Here is a 16,726-nt window from a genome sequence, read left to right as displayed (position 1 = left end):
TTCTCCTTCTTCATCTTTAAGAAATGCTTTTGTGACAGACTATTGCGGATCTTTACATCCTGAGAATAGGTAGAAAACCACATGGTCTAAGGCCTCATCAAGCAGGTGATGTTTAATGTGGTTTCGAGATTCTGATTTAGTAAGGTCCGGAGGGGGACGATGAAGACTCCTGTGGGATAAACATGATCGGTGAGACCCCGGAAAGCGAAGCTTGAGGAGGCTCAGCACATGCCCACGGAAAGCGAAATCGTCCCCCGCAGGACCTTCACGGCAAACCAATGTCTCGAAACTGAGTCTTCAACTATACGGCCCTTTAGCGCGATAAGCATCCTATGTTAGATGACCAGATATAACACGTTGGGGGGTGTGTTTATGTTTCGGCTTCTTGTATCTGAAGAAGCGGTTCAGTTATTCGTGCAGCTCAACTTATATATAAAAATAATTCTACTATGCCTCTACCCCTAGTACAATCGAAAGTTGTACAGAGGCACAATCAAAAGAGCCAGGTAAGGATTAGCCTTTACCTGGCTCTTTTTTTAATTCACGACTTCTTCTGGACTGGCTTCGCTAAAAAATTGTTTCATCGCATGAAATACATCTGCTTTTCTTCTCAAAATATAATAACGGAATTTAGGGTGGTCAATCGCTTTGTACGCCTGCATCAAACTAGATGACCGATTATACTGGTTGACTTCTCCATATCCGAACATCTGAGAAACCTCAAGAAGCTCTTCAATTAAAGCTAAACAACGCTTGTTATCAGACGTTAAATTATCCCCATCTGAAAAGTGGAACGGATAGATATTATAACGATCCGGTGAGTACTTAGTTTCAATTAACTCCAGTGCTTTCCGGTAGGCTGACGAACAAATTGTTCCTCCGCTTTCCCCTTTAGAAAAGAAATCTTCTTCACTAACCACTTTTGCCTGCGTATGGTGAGCTACGAATTCTACATCCACTGTCTCATAATTTTTGCTTAAGAAGCGGTTCATCCAGAAAAAGAAGCTTCTGGCCATGTACTTTTCCCACTGACCCATGGAACCACTCGTATCCATCATCGCAATAACAACCGCTTTTGATTCAGGTTTCGTTTTGTCATTCCAGGTTTTATAGCGTATATCTTCTGGGAATATGGGGTTAAACGAAGCTTCCCCTCCAAGAGCGTTCCGCTTATAAGCTTCAAGCATTGTTCTTTTCTTATCAATATTACCTGTTAAACCTGTTTTACGGATATCACTAAATTCAATGTCTGTCTGAATAATGTTATCCTTCTCTTTTTCATCCAGGTTCGGCAGCGTCAGCTCTTTGAAAAATGCCTCCTCCAGCTCTGCTAGTGAAATTTCAGCTTCATAGAAATCCTCGCCAGCTTGATCGCCGGCTCCTTCTCCTTGACCGGGCTTTCCTTTGGATTGCGGCGCCTGAGCTACCACATCACCGATTTCGCTATCCCCATCGCCTTGTCCTGCATGCTTGTTCTTCTCATGATTGTAACGAATTTTATATTCATCAAGCGAACGTATTGGTATCTTGACGACACGTCTTCCATTCGACATTACAATATTTTCTTCGGTAATCAAATCTGGCAATTGTTTATTCATCGCATCCTTAACTTTTTCCTGATGTCGCCTCTGATCGTCGTAGCCTTTCCGATGGAGGGACCAGTCGTCTTCGGCGATTACGAAACTCTTCTCTTCATCCATGTTTTTCTCCCTCCTAACCGAGTATTACTCTATCGTATGCAGGTCCACGTAAATGGATGAAACATAATAAAATATGTGTGAATTTTTTGATTATTTAGCCTGGTTTTAGAGTAATCTGCAAGAAAAAAAGCCCTGCACAGCAACTGTACAGAACTTTACTTGTCACCTTCAGGTTGTATAAAGTTTTTTGGAAATCACTGTTTGAATCACAAGAAAAGCTCCTCCTGCTGCCCAATAGAGAGGCAGAGCTGAGGGCGAGGAAATGGATATAAACAGAATCATGACGGGAGATAACAGGCCCATCCACTTCATCTGCTTTCGTTGTTCTTCCGGCATTCCAATAAGAGACACTCTGTATTGGATGAAATAAAGAACACCTGCAATAACAGCCATGGTTAGATCTGTCTGCCCCAAATCAAACCATAAGAATGAATGGGTTGCGATTTCTTCCGAGCTTCGAATCGCATAATAGATTCCAGCAAAGATCGGAATCTGTAAGACGATCGGCAGACATCCCGTGTTTAGCGGGTTAATTTCATGGGTCCGGTACAATTCCATCATTTCGCTCTGTATCTTTTGCTTATCCTCCTGGCTGGATGCTTGCTTTAATCGGCTTTGAAGATCATTCAGCTCAGGTTTCACCGCATCCATTTTTCCACGCATGTCCTGACTATTTTTAAATGTTTTTAACATGAACGGCATAATAACCACTCTAAGCGCGAGGGTAATCAAAATAATCGCTATGCCATAATTTTCTCCAAATAACTCTGCAATGAAGGTAATCGCCTCAATAAAGGGCTCAACAAAGTATTGGCTGAAGAACCCTTCACCGCTTTCCTTCGGTGCACATCCCGTTAAAGAAATGGTGCTGATCAAGAATAAACTTATCCATTTTTTCAATAGTAGTCCTCCTCTTTATTCGTATCTTCACGCACGAACAAAGAGGTAATGATCATCGTCTCCATCGTCTTCTTTTCTGGCTACTGTCCGTTGTATCCAATGAATCAATCCATGAGTGATTGAAACAGATGTTTCTTGCAGCGAGAATGCTTTTGTATCCTTCTGCAGGAAAACATGACGCGATTGCAGCCATAAAGAACTTCCTGAAACCATATGAGTCCACATGGATTCAAAAGCTATTCCAGCAAGCAATGTGATATATAAAGACAAGAACAGTAAATCGAATGATCCGTCAAATAATTCTATTAGAATGGCCATAGTTCCAACCCTTTTTATTAATTAATACGTAACCATACGTTTATCCTAACGTAAATGTTTCACTTTTTCACAAAAAAACCCGCCAGGAATTATTCCCAGCGGGTGATCAGTTTATCCTTCTAGTAATAAATCATAAGGATCTTCAATCATTTCTTTAATTCTCTTCAGGAACTGTACAGCTTCTTTGCCGTCCACGATCCGGTGATCGTATGAAAGAGCAATATACATCATAGGGCGAGCTTGAATGGTATCATCCGGCATAACCTTCGGACGCTTTTCAATATTGTGCAGACCCAGGATACCGACTTGCGGAGAATTCAGGATCGGCGTGGAAAGCATGGAGCCGAAAATACCGCCATTTGTAATCGTAAAGGAACCACCCTGCAGATCTTCCAACTGAAGTTCCTTATTACGGGCTTTCGTTGCCACGTCAGCAATTCCTTTTTCAATTCCTGCGAAATCCAGACGATCCGCATCGCGGACAACTGGAACAACGAGGCCTTCTTCCGTAGATACAGCCATACCAATATCATAGAATTTCTTCATAACAATTTCATTGCCCTGGATTTCCGCATTGATTAGAGGGAACTCTTTCAATGCGCCTACCACAGCTTTCGTAAAGAAAGACATGAATCCTAGTTTAATATCGTGTTTCTTCTGGAAGGATTCTTTGCGCTGGCTTCTAAGGTTCATCACATTCGTCATATCAACTTCATTGAACGTTGTAAGCATCGCGGAAGTTTGTTGTACCTCTACGAGACGCTTCGCAATTGTTTGACGGCGGCGGGACATTTTAACTCGTTCCACCGGCTTTTCAAACTCTGTCTTTTCACTACTTTGTTCTGATTTTTTCTCTTTTTTAGGAGCTTCTTTTTTATCTTCCTGCTTAGGTTCCTGTTTCTGCTCCTTCTTGCCTCCGCCTTGTGCCGCTTCTTCTACATCTTCCGGACGGATGCGGCCAAGTGGATCTCTCGCAGAAATCTCACTCAGGTTAATTCCAAGCTCACGCGCTCGTTTACGAGCCGCTGGAGTAGCAATGACTTCTTTTTTGTCGTCACCATTGGAGCCTTTCTGCTGATCATCTTTAGACTCTTCTTGTTGTTTGGACTCTTTGGTTTCTTGCTGTTGCTCTTTATCTTCTTGAGCTTGTTTGTTCTCCTCAGAAGCTTCTTGTTCCTCTTCTTCACTGGAGGATTCTTCTTCCGAGCTTCCGCCGGCTTCTCCGTTTTCATCAACCTTAGCGATAACGTCCCCTACTTCTACGTCATCTCCAGCTTCTTTTAGAAGTTCCGAAATAACACCGCTTGCATCAGCGTTTACTTCGACGTTTACTTTATCTGTCTCGAGTTCAAGAATAGGATCACCTTTCTCAACCTGATCTCCTTTTTGAACAAGCCATTCAGCAATCGTACCTTCTGTAATGGATTCAGCTAATTCAGGAACTTTAATTTCCTTCATTTGATTTTCCTCCTTTAGACATCTGTAGCGCTTCATGAATTATACGATTTTGCTCGGTCTTATGAATATTTGGTTCACCTACAGAAGGCGACGCACGAGGTGGTCTTCCTACGTAACGGTGAATCTGACTGCCTGTAAGCAGTTTGTGCAAGATTCCTTCTACAAAGTACCAGCTGCCCATGTTCTGAGGTTCTTCCTGAACCCAAACGAGTTCCTCTAAATTCGGGTACGTTTCAAGAATTTCTTTTAGCCTTTGTTTTGGAAATGGATAGATTTGCTCAATACGGACGGCATCGATCGTTTCAAACGAATGATCTTCTGCTTTTTCAACCGTATCTTCTATATCAACCATAATTTTACCGCTTCCAAGAAGCAAGGTTTTCACTTTTTCTTTAGCTTTATCATCTTCTTTAGTCAGCCCCGGCTGTCTCATGATTGGCTGGAACTTACCTTCACTAAAGTATTTACCTTCAACCGCCACTCTCTGATTACGAAGAAGACTTTTTGGTGTCATTAACACAAGCGGGCGTTCTTCCTCTTCCGTGCTGATAGCAGCTTGTCTCCTCAATAAATGAAAATATTGAGCAGAAGAGGTCACGTTGCCTACCGTCCAGTTGTTCTCTGCAGCTAACTGCAGGAAGCGTTCGAGTCGGGCACTGGAGTGTTCCGGTCCTTGTCCTTCATACCCATGGGGAAGGAGGAATACCATATTGGATTGTTCGCCCCATTTAGCTCGGCCTGCTGCAACAAACTGGTCGAAAATAACCTGTCCCGCGTTAGCAAAGTCTCCGAACTGCGCTTCCCATAGGACTAAAGTTTCTGGGGCCTGGACACTGTAGCCGTATTCAAAACCAAGCACTCCGGCCTCTGAGAGTGGACTGTTATGAATATCAAACGATGCATTTGCCTGCTCTAAGCCGTGAAGCGGACAATAGGTTTCTCCTGTCTCCACATCATGAAGGACCATATGGCGGTGAGCAAACGTCCCCCGCTCTGTATCCTGACCCGTAATACGAATCGGTCTTCCATCCTCAAGTATTGATGCAAAAGCCAGGGCTTCTGCAGTAGCCCAGTCTACTTTTTGACCATCTTCAAGCATTTTACTGCGGCGCTGGAGAATTTTTTCCAGCTTCTTAAATCCATTGAAACCTTCTGGACGTTCGAGCATTCCTTCATTTAAGGAGCGCAGACGATCTATATCAACAGCTGTTTCAATTTCATCCAGGGTTCGTTCAACCCCGCTTGGGCGCTCTTTCACATCAGGAGTGGTTGTTTCATGTTCACTCATGTTGTTGTACACGTTACGCATTTCATTTTCAATTTCATTTTTCATATCATTAAGCGTGCCTTCTTCAACGACGGAATCTTTACGAAGCTGCTCTTCATAAATAGCAGCCACCGTCGGATGCTCATCAATTTCACTATAAAGACGAGGCTGAGTAGCACGAGGTTCATCCATCTCATTATGTCCGAAACGACGATAACCAACTAAGTCGATTAAGATGTCTTTATGGAATGTCTGACGATATTCATAAGCAAATGCCATGGCTGACATACACGCAAGAGGATCATCCGCATTTACGTGGACGATTGGAATTTCAAAACCTTTAGCCAAGTCGCTTGCGTAACGGGTGGAGCGCCCTTTTTCACGATTCGTTGTGAAGCCGACCAGGTTATTGGCAATAATATGAAGCGTGCCGCCTGTGCGGTACCCGGGCAGATCGCTCATATTCAAGGTCTCGGCCACGACCCCTTCTCCGATAAACGCAGCATCTCCATGAATGAGCACACCAAACGCTTCGTCTTCATCCATCTCTGCATATCCAGGGTTAGAGCGGTCGTCTTGAGCTGCTCTCGTGAAGCCTTCCACTACAGGATTTACGTATTCAAGATGGGAAGGGTTGTGACTCAATGTCACTCGGGTTGCTGACTGTTCGCCATTTCCGACCTCTCTCCGCGCACCGAAGTGATACTTCACATCTCCGGTCCAGCCATAGTTGATCCCTGTAGAGCCTTCAGAAGGGATCAGCTCTTTATCAGGAGAATGATGGAATTCAGAGAAAATTCGATCGTAAGGCTTTCCTAGCGTGTGAGCGAGCACATTCAAGCGCCCTCTGTGTGCCATACCCATCATAATATTTTTGATCTTATCGTTAGAAGCCGACTGAATCATGTGATCCAACATCGGAACCATAACGTCCAGACCCTCGATGGAGAAACGTTTCTGTGCAACGAATGTCTTAGCCAAAAAGTTTTCGAAACCTTCCACTTGGGCTAAACGCCGCAGAAGCTGCTTCTTTTCTTCATTGGAAAAGGAGACATGAAAGGAACCAGTATCGACCTTGTCCAGGAGCCATTTGCGCTCTTCTTCATTATTCACATGCCCAAATTCAAAAGAAGTAGTGCCAGCATATTTTTCTTTTAACGTCTTGACGACCTGCAGGGCATTATCAAGTCGCAGCGGTGAATCCGGCCATACCCACTTAGCCGGAATGTTCTCTAAGTCTTTTTCAGTAAGACCATAGGTTTCAATATCCAACAGGTTGGTACTCGGGCGCTCATCGCTTCCTACCGAATAAATATTAGCCTGCAGGTGACCATGACGACGAATAGCCTCAACAAGTTTCAGTGCTGAGGTAACCTTTGCGATATCTACTTCTGATGTATGAGAAGCACTGGTGTTTTGTGTGTCCCCCTCTTTCATCCATTCAGGTGCCCCGTGCTCATCGAATACCTCTTTTAAAGAAGGATCGACAGCTTCAGGGTCTTCTTCATATAATTCATACTGTTCTTCGACATAGCCCATATTGGGGCCATGGAAATTTTCCCAGAATCTTTCATTGGAGCCTAAATTAGACACGTGTAATACCCCCAAGTAGTTGTTGGATGTAATTAATTTCTTCGTAAACGTTTCCAAGTCCAAATACCATTATAGAATTGAAACGCATAAGTATTCAACAAATTTCGGTTATTTTTTCAATTGCCAACATTTACATTATAACAAGAAAGACGCACCCTTTGGTACGCCTTTTTCACTTTTTACCAGTAAAGTGATATGAATTTGTCACTCTTCGTCTTCGAGAACGCGGTATGCCATGTCATAAAGTTTCATCTGACTGTTAATTCGTTCGGCACCTTTTGGAGCTTCAACATAACGGTAGGTTCCATCGTTCTGCTGTTCCCTGGCCTTCACATTGTCACTTAACATGACAGATAATATCCGTTGTAAACGGCTTTTCACTCCAGGCTCGTGAATCGGGAATAAAAGCTCTACACGTTTTACCATGTTTCTCGTCATCATATCGGCGGAGGACAAAAACACTCGATCATCACCATTATGGTGGAAGTAATAAATGCGACTGTGCTCTAAGAAACGTCCGACGATACTGATCACGCGTATGTTCTCACTGATCCCTTTAATACCAGGACGTAAACAACAGATTCCGCGTACAATTAAATCAATCTGAACACCAGCCTGTGAGGCTTCATAGAGCTTCATGATTAAATTCTTATCCGTTAATGAATTCATCTTGGCAATAATCCGGCCGTTTCCGTGCTGTTTCTGGAAACGGATTTCATTATTAATGTAACGGATGAAATCATTACGAATATCAAACGGGGCCATGGAAATGTGATGATACTTCGGCTTCTCAGTAAAGCCACTTAAATAGTTGAAGAAATCTGTAGCATCAATTCCAAATTTTCGTTTAGAAGTGATAATCCCCATGTCCGTGTATAAGGACGCTGTTTGATCATTATAGTTCCCTGTTCCCAGATGAACGAAACGCTGTATTTTATCTTTCTTCTTTCTTACCACAAGCGTGATCTTACTGTGCGTTTTTAAATACGTCATTCCATAAATAACGTGACATCCTGCCTTTTCCAGTTCCTTAGCCCATTGTACGTTGTTTTCTTCATCAAACCGCGCTTTCAGTTCTACCAGCACAGTTACTTGCTTCCCTTGTTCTGCTGCCCGTTTCAAAGCATCGATGATCGGGGAATCCCCACTGACCCGGTAAAGCGTCTGTTTAATGGCAAGTACGTAGGGGTCATCCGCGGCTTCTGATACGAAATCAACCACGGGTTCGAACGATTCGTAAGGATGGTGCAGAAATAGATCACGGTGTGATGCCGCTTCAAATATGTCTTCTTCCTCTTCTAAATCCCGAGGTGGCTGTGGCATTAAGGTTTCATACATTAAATGATCCTTAATCTCCGAGAATGTTTTATGGAATTTAAATAAGAATGTAAGATCAAGCGGACCATTTGTAATATACAGATCATCTTTGTGAATTTCAAGTACGCTTAACAAGAAACGGACGACCTTGTCATCATACTTCCCACTTCTCACTTCAAGCCTGACCGCTGCTCCCCATTTTCTTTTTCTCAATTCTTTTTCGATTTCTTTCAGAAGGTCCCGTGCCCCTTCCTCGTGAATCGTCATATCCGCATTCCTCGTAATTCGGAACTCTGTAATCGATTTAACCTGATATCCTTTGAACAGCTTGTTTATAAAATGGCTGATAATTTCTTCAAGCAGAATGTACTGATACTTTTTATCATGCTCCACCTGCACGAATCGATCCAAGACAGCCGGCACCTGCACGATAGCCGTTTTAGTTTCGTTATCGTGAGGATCAAGCGCATCCTGAATGACCACAGCCAGGTTAATAGACTTATTTAAAAGCATTGGAAAAGGACGATAGGCATCTACAGCCATGGGAGTTAATACAGGAAAGATCTCTTCATTGAAATACGTTTCGAGATTATCAATCTCATCTTTCGTTAAATCCTCAATGGATAGAATGGATATATCTTCTTTCTCCAATTCAGGCTTCATAGCTTGATATGTCGCATACTGCTTTTCAACAATATCGTGGTTAATATCTGCTATTTTAGCCAGCTGTTGTTTAGGAGTGAGACCTGCTTTATTCTCAGGCTTGTTAAACCCGGCTTTTACCTGGTCTTTCAAACCGGCTACCCTGACCATAAAAAACTCATCCAGATTGGAAGAGCATATTGCTAAAAACTTCAGCCGCTCCAGCAAAGGGTTGTCAGTATCGATGGCTTCTTCTAACACGCGTTCGTTAAAAGCGAGCCAGCTGAGTTCTCTATTGTTATAAAAAAGAGGATTATCAAGTTCTATTACTTCGTTGCTCTTCGACATGTTCCACACCCTTTACATTGTAGTCTCACGTCCACATTAGTATGTCATTTTATAGGGCATATTAATACCACGTTAAGTTTTCGTAAACAGCGGATTAATGAAAGGTATTATATTCCATTCCGATATTATTTTTCCACAAATGAAAGATTAATACTCTTCTTAAGGGATTTTTCTAAATGTTTTTTCTGTTTTTCCGCCTGATACTCCTCCGGCATCCATTCCCCTTTACAGTAAAGGGTCATATTCAGATCATCTCCGTCGACCTCTAATTCAAGATTCTCTACGGTCTGACGCCTCGTACTGTCCAGGCAGTAACAGAATTTAAGCAGCGCTCCTAAAAGGCGGAGCTTTTTACGCTCGTCCTTTAGAAACCACTTTTTATAAGGATGAAGGAATTGTTTGAAGAGCGTCTTATTCTTGAAAGAAGCAAGAAGAGCAAGACGTAGGCGCTCCATATGCATCAGGCCGTCAATCGTACGGTTGGCTAACAGGTAAAAGGTGTGCTGGGAGCTGGCCTCACTGTCAATATAATCACCCAGATTAAAAACATAGCTCGCCCGTTTTACTTCCTGCCAGTCTTTCTTCCTCAAGCCGCCGATGCCTTTTTCATGGAGCTGATGGAACAGCTCATTCGAGAGGTGCTGCACATGATTAATCTGCTTCACACTTAAATCATAATCCGTGACCAGCTCCTGGATGCTTTCTTCCAGTACGTTTGGAAACAGATTCGTGCCCATGTCTCTTGTTAACTGCTCATAAAAAACACCGTCACGTAACCCTTTGCGGCTTAGAATAAATCCACTGGATTGAGACACATCGTATAAAGAATGGAAAACCTCTGTAGCCGGCAGAATAATGTCCGCTCGGTCTTTGGACAGCCCCTCCACCTTTTGCAGTTTTTTCATTGGGAGTGTGAATAGATAGTTTTTGACAAACGATAAATCACTGTCTTTCATTTTGTATTGATGCAGACCAGCGAGCGGATACTCTTTAAGGTTCTGATCAATCTGCACAAGGTTACGTGCACCCCCGCCGATTCCAACTAGAGGTACTTTTCTTTTTTGAAGCCATGGCAGCGTATTGAATTGTTCCATTAAATATTGACGGAGATTCGACATTTCATCTTCGGTCGGCAGTTCTTTTTTGAAAAAGTCCTGCTGCAGCGTGAGAGCTCCGAACGGAAAACTATAAGCTTCCACCAACTCCCGGTCTTTGAAGTATGTAACCTCCGTACTTCCTCCACCGATATCTACAGTAATTCCCTCGGTCAGAGGCGTTGAGTTAACAACGGCTAAATATCCATAGTAGGCTTCTTCATGTTCAGAAAGAATTCTCATATCAAATCCTGTGTGATCGGATACTTTTTCAGTGATTTCCTCCTGATTGGTAGCCTGACGAATCGTTGCGGTAGCTACACAGACCATTTCTTCCAGTTGATAGCTTTGCGCAACCTCTTTAAAGCTTGTCAGGGTGGTCAAGAGGGTCCGGATTCCTTCCTCAGAAAGACGGTTGTCCTTTTTCAAATGATTACGCAGCCGGGCTACTGCTTTTACGTTTTCAATTTCACGAAGCCGCCCGCCTTTTTCCCTTAAATATATAACGAGACGCATCGTATTGGAACCTACATCGATAATGGCGTAATAACTTTTTGACATCCTCTCACCTGCATTTCTTTTTGAAGCCATTATAACATAAACAATCCACCCTCCTGAACGAAAAAGCGGAGGGTGGATTGTATGATTTTTATTATCGGTTTAATAGACTGCCCACATATTTTAATAGCTCATTGGCAGAACTTGAATTATACCCATGTTCATCGACAAGCGTAGCGACAACTTCATTAATCTTCTTCAACTGGCGTTCATCCGGCGTTTTGGTCGATGTTGTAATCTTAACCACATCTTTCAGATCAGCAAACAGTTTCTTCTGAATAGCTTCTCTCAGACGCTCATGAGACTGGTAATCGAACTTTTTACCTTTACGGGCGTAAGCAGAAATGCGGATAAGGATTTCTTCACGGAACGCTTTCTTAGCGTTCTCGGACACCCCGATCTGCTCTTCAATAGAACGCATCAGGCGTTCATCCGGATTTAACTCTTCACCAGTGAGCGGGTCCCTAAGTTTCGCTTTGTTACAGTACGCTTCTACATTATCAAGATAGTTATCCATGAGTGTAATTGCAGACTCTTCATAGGAATAGACGAATGCTTTCTGTACTTCTTTCTTCGCAATTTCATCGTACTCTTTTCTTGCCAATGAGATGAAATCAAGGTAACGGTCTTTATCGTCACTTGAAATCGATGCATGGCTGCTCAGTCCATCTTTCAAAGATCTCAGTACATCCAGCGCATTAATCGACGTTAGTTCTTTCTTAATGATCGTTGAAGAAATACGGTTAATCACATAACGCGGGTCAATTCCGCTCATGCCTTCATCAGAAAACTCTTTTTTCAGTTCTTCTACATCTACATCGCTGAAGCCTTCCAGGATTTCACCGTCATACAATCTCATTTTCTTCAATACATCAATAGAAGCTTTCTTAGAATCTTTCAATCTCGTTAAGATTGTGAACATAGCTGCTACACGCAGCGTATGAGGAGCAATGTGCACATCCCGTATATCACTCTCGCGAATCATCTTTTCATAGATACGCTCTTCCTGACTGACTTTTAAATTATACGGAACAGGCATAACGATCATCCGGGAATGCAAAGCTTCATTCTTTTTATTAGCGATAAAGGAACGATACTCTGCTTCGTTGGTATGGGCAATGATTAATTCATCGGCAGAAATCAAGGCAAAACGGCCAGCTTTAAAGTTTCCTTCCTGCGTTAAGCTGAGCAGGTGCCACAAGAATTTCTCATCACATTTCAGCATTTCCTGGAACTCCATAACCCCGCGGTTCGCTTTATTCAGTTCGCCATCAAAACGGTAGGCACGAGGATCGGATTCAGAACCGTACTTCGCTATGGTGGAAAAGTCGATAGACCCAGTCAAATCCGCAATATCCTGAGATTTCGGATCGGATGGACTGAAGGTACCAATGCCTGTACGCTTATCCTCTGAGAAAAAGATTCTTTCTACCAGAACATCCTCAATTCGTCCGCTGTACTCCTGCTCTACTCTCATCGTATTTAATGGTGATAAACTTCCTTCAATTCGTATGCCGTAATGTTCATGGAATTCCTCTCTCATATGGTTAGGAATTAAATGAAGCGGATCTTCATGCATGGGACATCCTTTAATCGCAAAAACGGCTCCTCTGTCTGTATAAGAATACTTTTCAAGTCCCCGTTTTAACAAGTTGACCAACGTGGATTTCCCGCCGCTGACAGGACCCATTAGTAATAGAATACGTTTTCGAACGTCAAGACGTCTGGCTGCCGGGTGAAAGTATTCTTCAACGAGCTTCTCCATAGCTTCGTCCAATCCGTAAATATCATCATCAAAGAATTTGAACTTCTTGTGATCATGCTCTTCCACGACGCCCGCATCTTTCACCATATTATAAACGCGGGAATGGGCGGATTGTGCTAAATACGGCTGTTCTTTTAATAGCTCTAAGTATTCTGCGAATGTACCTTCCCACTTTAACTCTTCAGCTTGTTCCCTGTGGTCTTGTATCTTCTTCAATATATCCACTTAGCGAGACCTCCTCCGTCATCATAGACGAAATTTAATACATCCTATGCTTAGATAAGAGAAAACATGTGTCTTAAAGACAAGCAGCACTACGCTCACAGTTCCTGCTCCCACTGCTAAAAAGTACTTTCTCACAGGATTCCTTAAGAACTTTCTTCTCCTGCTGCCATCACTTCTGAAAGGACCTGTATGGTTATCTTTATTAGATTTCCACAAAAAAAAGAACCGATCTGAACGATCAGTCCTCCTCATAATCTCTCTCTTTAAGATATCTTTGGCGATGTGAGAGTCCTATTACTAAAAATAAAATAAATAATCCAATATTCAACCACCGGAATTCATCATAAAAAATGGCAAGCACCGCCCAAATAGCTGCACTAATTAAAAAGAGTATACTAGATAGCAAAGATTGACTCATGATGAACCCCTCCTATCCCTATTGTAAAGCATATCCGTTCTGTACAGTGGATATTTTTGATTTTTTCATTGGGTTATACATTATTTTGCTTTTTAAAGACAATGTTAAATCTCCTTTAAAGTAAAGCTCCCGTTTGTGTAAGATTTGATTTCGAGATAGTTCGGGTCCTTTGCTAAAAAAAGGGGAGGGCGGCTACGGAAACAACTCGCTTTCCTGCGGCCCTACAAGACGTAGGGTCGATCGACGTTGCCACAGGACGTGGCGACTTTAGTCGATCCTCCTTTTACCAGAAGCCTCCGCGGTCGTTTCACTCCCTGTGGGGTCTCGCCTAACTCCTTCTCCCGTTCTTACACTCTGGATAGGAGTAGTCAAAAACCAATGCCTAAACGGCGTGGAGTGCTATCCAGCTCCAGCACCTAGCGGCTAGTGAGACTTCCCTCACTTCTGTACGATAAGGCAACATCGAATCGCTCCGCTCTTCGTGTTTTCTTTATCTCCGCCAGCTCAGTCCAGTCCATACGCCGCTGACCAAGGTGCTTCCACTTTTAATCTTGGGAGTCTCGTCGTTTCCTCCGCCACCCTAACGACCTCTAGTGAACGGACCCTTACTATAGGAGACAGGAGCCATAGTGTATCTGCCTCAAACTCTTCTAGTACAGGGTTCCTACACATAAGTAACCATTAAAACTTAGGGTGGATTATAGATGATCCTTGTTCATTGGAAGGCTATTATGCAGAGATTTCGAGCGCTCCATGATCGCAAAGGGACGGAAGGGAACGGCGAAGACTCCTGCGGGATGAACATGATCGGTGAGATCCCGCAGGGCTGTTAAGCCCGAGGAAGCTCAGCACATGCCCGCGGAAAGCGAGCCGTTCCCTGGAGGCCCTTTCTCCAGACAATATCTCGAAACTGAGTCTTCCACAATCAGGCCTTATAGCGTAATAATCCGCTTATGAAAAATCAACAATCACACTTATCAGAACTTATTAAATTGGGAGGAGCGTTGGAGGCTAAGTTTCGAGATCCCTTTCGTCACCTTAATGAGTAGGAGTTAGTGTGGAAGTCGATTATTTCCTAACCAAGCCTCACCCTGTTAACATAACGCACCCAATTGTCCCGCTATTAAGGGAACTAATATGAAGAAAACGTCATTGTAATTTTACAGTATCTATTAATTATTCAAAAAATTTCATAGAAAAATAGTTTAGCAAATTTTGACACTATACACCACCCTTGTTAAAATGATTTATGAACATTTTACTCCAATAAAGTACTACATATAGAAAGAAGGACTGCAAAATGGAAACATGGTACTTTGTCGATTCTGGTCATTGTACACCAGCCATGAATATGGCTCTGGATGAAGCATTGATGAGTTGGCATCGCCAAGGTGAAATCCCTCCGGTACTTCGCTTTTACGGATGGGCACCAGCAGGCCTTTCCGTGGGATACTTCCAAAAGGTAAAAGGTAAAATTGACCTGGAAGGTGTCGAACGTCATGGCTTTGACCTCGTTCGCCGTCAGACTGGAGGTCGTGCTGTCCTTCATGACAAGGAATTAACGTACAGTGTTATTGTTTCCGAAGATCATCCGGACATGCCAGCTTCCGTGAAAGATGCTTACCTTGTTCTTTCAAAAGGACTTCTGGAAGGTTTTCATAATCTCGGTATTGAAGCTGAATTCGCCGTTCCCGAGGGAAAACTGGATACAACTGGTTCAGCCGTGTGTTTTGAAGAGCCTTCCTGGTATGAATTAATTGCGGAAGGCAGGAAAGCTGCCGGAAGTGCACAGACAAGGAAAAAGGGTGTTATTCTTCAACATGGATCTATTCCTATTGACGTAGATGATGTAAAACTTTTTGATATGTTTATTTATAAGAATGAACGCATCAAAGAGCGGGCTCGCCGCGCATTTGGAGATAAAGCCGCAGCGATCAATCAACTGCTGGACAAGAGCGTAACATTTGATCAGACGAAAGAGGCTTTTAGAGAAGGATTTGAAAAAGGGCTTGATATCCATTTAGAACCTTTTGAACTTTCCGATGAGCAATGGAAAGAAGTAGAAAAAATTGCAGAAGAACGCTATCGCACAGAGGAATGGAATTTTTCCAGATAAAAAGGAGTGGAATTCTTATGGCAAAAAACCAGGAACACGTAAGAAAGCCCGATTGGCTGAAAATTAAAATTAACACCAACAAGTCTTATACAGGACTTAAGAAACTAATGCGCGATAAAAAATTAAACACCGTTTGTGAGGAAGCTCGCTGTCCGAACATCCACGAATGCTGGAGTGAACGAAAAACAGCGACCTTCATGATCCTCGGTGATACATGTACGCGCGGCTGCCGCTTCTGCGCCGTTAAAACCGGACTTCCAAATGAACTGGACTGGGGCGAGCCGGAACGTGTTGCAGAATCTGTAGAAATCATGGGACTGAAACACGTGGTCGTAACCGCCGTAGCCCGTGATGACTTAAATGACGGCGGTGCTGCTGTCTTTGGTGAAACGGTTAAAGCAATCCGTCGCCGTGTTCCTGGATGTACCGTTGAAATTCTTCCATCTGATATGAAAGGCGATTACGAGAGCTTACATACTCTGATGGGCGGAGAGCCTGACATCTTCAACCACAATATAGAAACCGTACGCCGGTTGACGAAAAAAGTTCGTGCCCGCGCCATGTATGACCGCTCCTTAGAGCTTTTGCAGCGTGTAAAGGATATCCGTCCGGATACACCTACAAAGTCAAGCTTAATGGTCGGTCTGGGAGAAACCAAAGAAGAGATTGCGGAAGCTATGGACGATCTTCTAGCTCACAACGTTGATATAATGACCATCGGCCAGTATTTGCAGCCGACAAAGAAACACTTGAACGTTGAGCGCTATTACCATCCAGATGAGTTTGAAGAGCTGAAACAGATCGCACTAGAGAAAGGGTTTAAGCATTGCGAAGCCGGTCCAATGGTACGTTCTTCTTACCACGCTGATGAGCAGGTAAATAATACTTCTGCCCAGCGCCGTATTAAGTATATGCAAGGCTATGAATCTCAAGGAGAAACACTGGATAAAACAAACTTTTAAACAAAAAAAAGGAGGCCTCCCCTCATCAGGAGGCCTCCTTTTATT

12 protein-coding genes are annotated in these 16,726 nt (G+C 43.1%); 3 read left to right on the top strand and 9 right to left on the bottom strand.

The genetic code is table 11. The annotated features are described in order from the left end of the window. Window positions 1-536 precede the first annotated feature (536 nt). From yhbH to HBHAL_RS05490, 9 genes are all read right to left on the bottom strand, one after another. Window positions 537-1,700 (bottom strand): sporulation protein YhbH, encoded by a 1,164-nt coding sequence (yhbH, locus tag HBHAL_RS05530; RefSeq protein WP_014642359.1) that lies wholly within the window; start codon window positions 1,698-1,700, stop codon window positions 537-539. A gap of 168 nt (window positions 1,701-1,868) precedes the next feature. Continuing rightward, the gene (gene yidC / locus HBHAL_RS05525; RefSeq protein WP_014642358.1) at window positions 1,869-2,600 is read right to left on the bottom strand and encodes a membrane protein insertase YidC; all 732 of its coding nucleotides are present in this window, start codon (window positions 2,598-2,600) and stop codon (window positions 1,869-1,871) included. 27 nt (window positions 2,601-2,627) lie between these two features. Beyond that, on the bottom strand, window positions 2,628-2,918 hold the full coding sequence (locus HBHAL_RS05520) for a hypothetical protein (RefSeq protein ID WP_014642357.1): 291 nt from the start codon (window positions 2,916-2,918) through the stop codon (window positions 2,628-2,630). A 111-nt stretch (window positions 2,919-3,029) separates the two neighbouring features. After that, window positions 3,030-4,376 (bottom strand): 2-oxoglutarate dehydrogenase complex dihydrolipoyllysine-residue succinyltransferase, encoded by a 1,347-nt coding sequence (gene odhB / locus HBHAL_RS05515; protein WP_014642356.1) that lies wholly within the window; start codon window positions 4,374-4,376, stop codon window positions 3,030-3,032. Then, on the bottom strand, window positions 4,363-7,182 hold the full coding sequence (locus HBHAL_RS05510) for a 2-oxoglutarate dehydrogenase E1 component (RefSeq protein WP_051005630.1): 2,820 nt from the start codon (window positions 7,180-7,182) through the stop codon (window positions 4,363-4,365). Before HBHAL_RS05510 ends, odhB begins: the two co-directional genes overlap by 14 nt. A 258-nt stretch (window positions 7,183-7,440) precedes the next feature. Continuing rightward, a complete protein-coding gene (locus HBHAL_RS05505) occupies window positions 7,441-9,543 on the bottom strand; it encodes an RNA degradosome polyphosphate kinase (RefSeq protein ID WP_014642354.1) in 2,103 nt (700 codons plus the stop codon). Between the two features lie 125 nt (window positions 9,544-9,668). Beyond that, window positions 9,669-11,198: an exopolyphosphatase gene (gene ppx, locus HBHAL_RS05500; protein WP_014642353.1), complete on the bottom strand. Its 1,530-nt coding sequence runs from the start codon at window positions 11,196-11,198 to the stop codon at window positions 9,669-9,671. 91 nt (window positions 11,199-11,289) lie between these two features. Beyond that, window positions 11,290-13,185: a PrkA family serine protein kinase gene (locus tag HBHAL_RS05495; protein WP_014642352.1), complete on the bottom strand. Its 1,896-nt coding sequence runs from the start codon at window positions 13,183-13,185 to the stop codon at window positions 11,290-11,292. A 238-nt stretch (window positions 13,186-13,423) separates the two neighbouring features. After that, window positions 13,424-13,603 (bottom strand): hypothetical protein, encoded by a 180-nt coding sequence (locus tag HBHAL_RS05490; RefSeq protein ID WP_041601214.1) that lies wholly within the window; start codon window positions 13,601-13,603, stop codon window positions 13,424-13,426. 704 nt (window positions 13,604-14,307) lie between these two features. Here HBHAL_RS05490 and HBHAL_RS21930 point away from each other — a divergent pair. From HBHAL_RS21930 to lipA, 3 genes are all read left to right on the top strand, one after another. After that, window positions 14,308-14,436 carry a hypothetical protein gene (locus HBHAL_RS21930; protein WP_269448423.1) on the top strand — a complete coding sequence of 43 codons (129 nt, stop codon included), beginning with the start codon at window positions 14,308-14,310 and terminating at the stop codon, window positions 14,434-14,436. 467 nt (window positions 14,437-14,903) lie between these two features. Next, on the top strand, window positions 14,904-15,719 hold the full coding sequence (locus tag HBHAL_RS05485) for a lipoate--protein ligase family protein (protein WP_014642351.1): 816 nt from the start codon (window positions 14,904-14,906) through the stop codon (window positions 15,717-15,719). Window positions 15,720-15,736: 17 nt separating this feature from the next. Beyond that, window positions 15,737-16,681: a lipoyl synthase gene (gene lipA / locus HBHAL_RS05480; protein WP_014642350.1), complete on the top strand. Its 945-nt coding sequence runs from the start codon at window positions 15,737-15,739 to the stop codon at window positions 16,679-16,681. The last annotated feature ends 45 nt before the right edge of the window (window positions 16,682-16,726 follow it).

The sequence above is a fragment of the Halobacillus halophilus DSM 2266 genome, from assembly GCF_000284515.1.
In the GTDB taxonomy this organism is placed as follows: domain Bacteria; phylum Bacillota; class Bacilli; order Bacillales; family Halobacillaceae; genus Halobacillus; species Halobacillus halophilus.
This window is presented reverse-complemented; position numbering and strand designations above follow the sequence as displayed.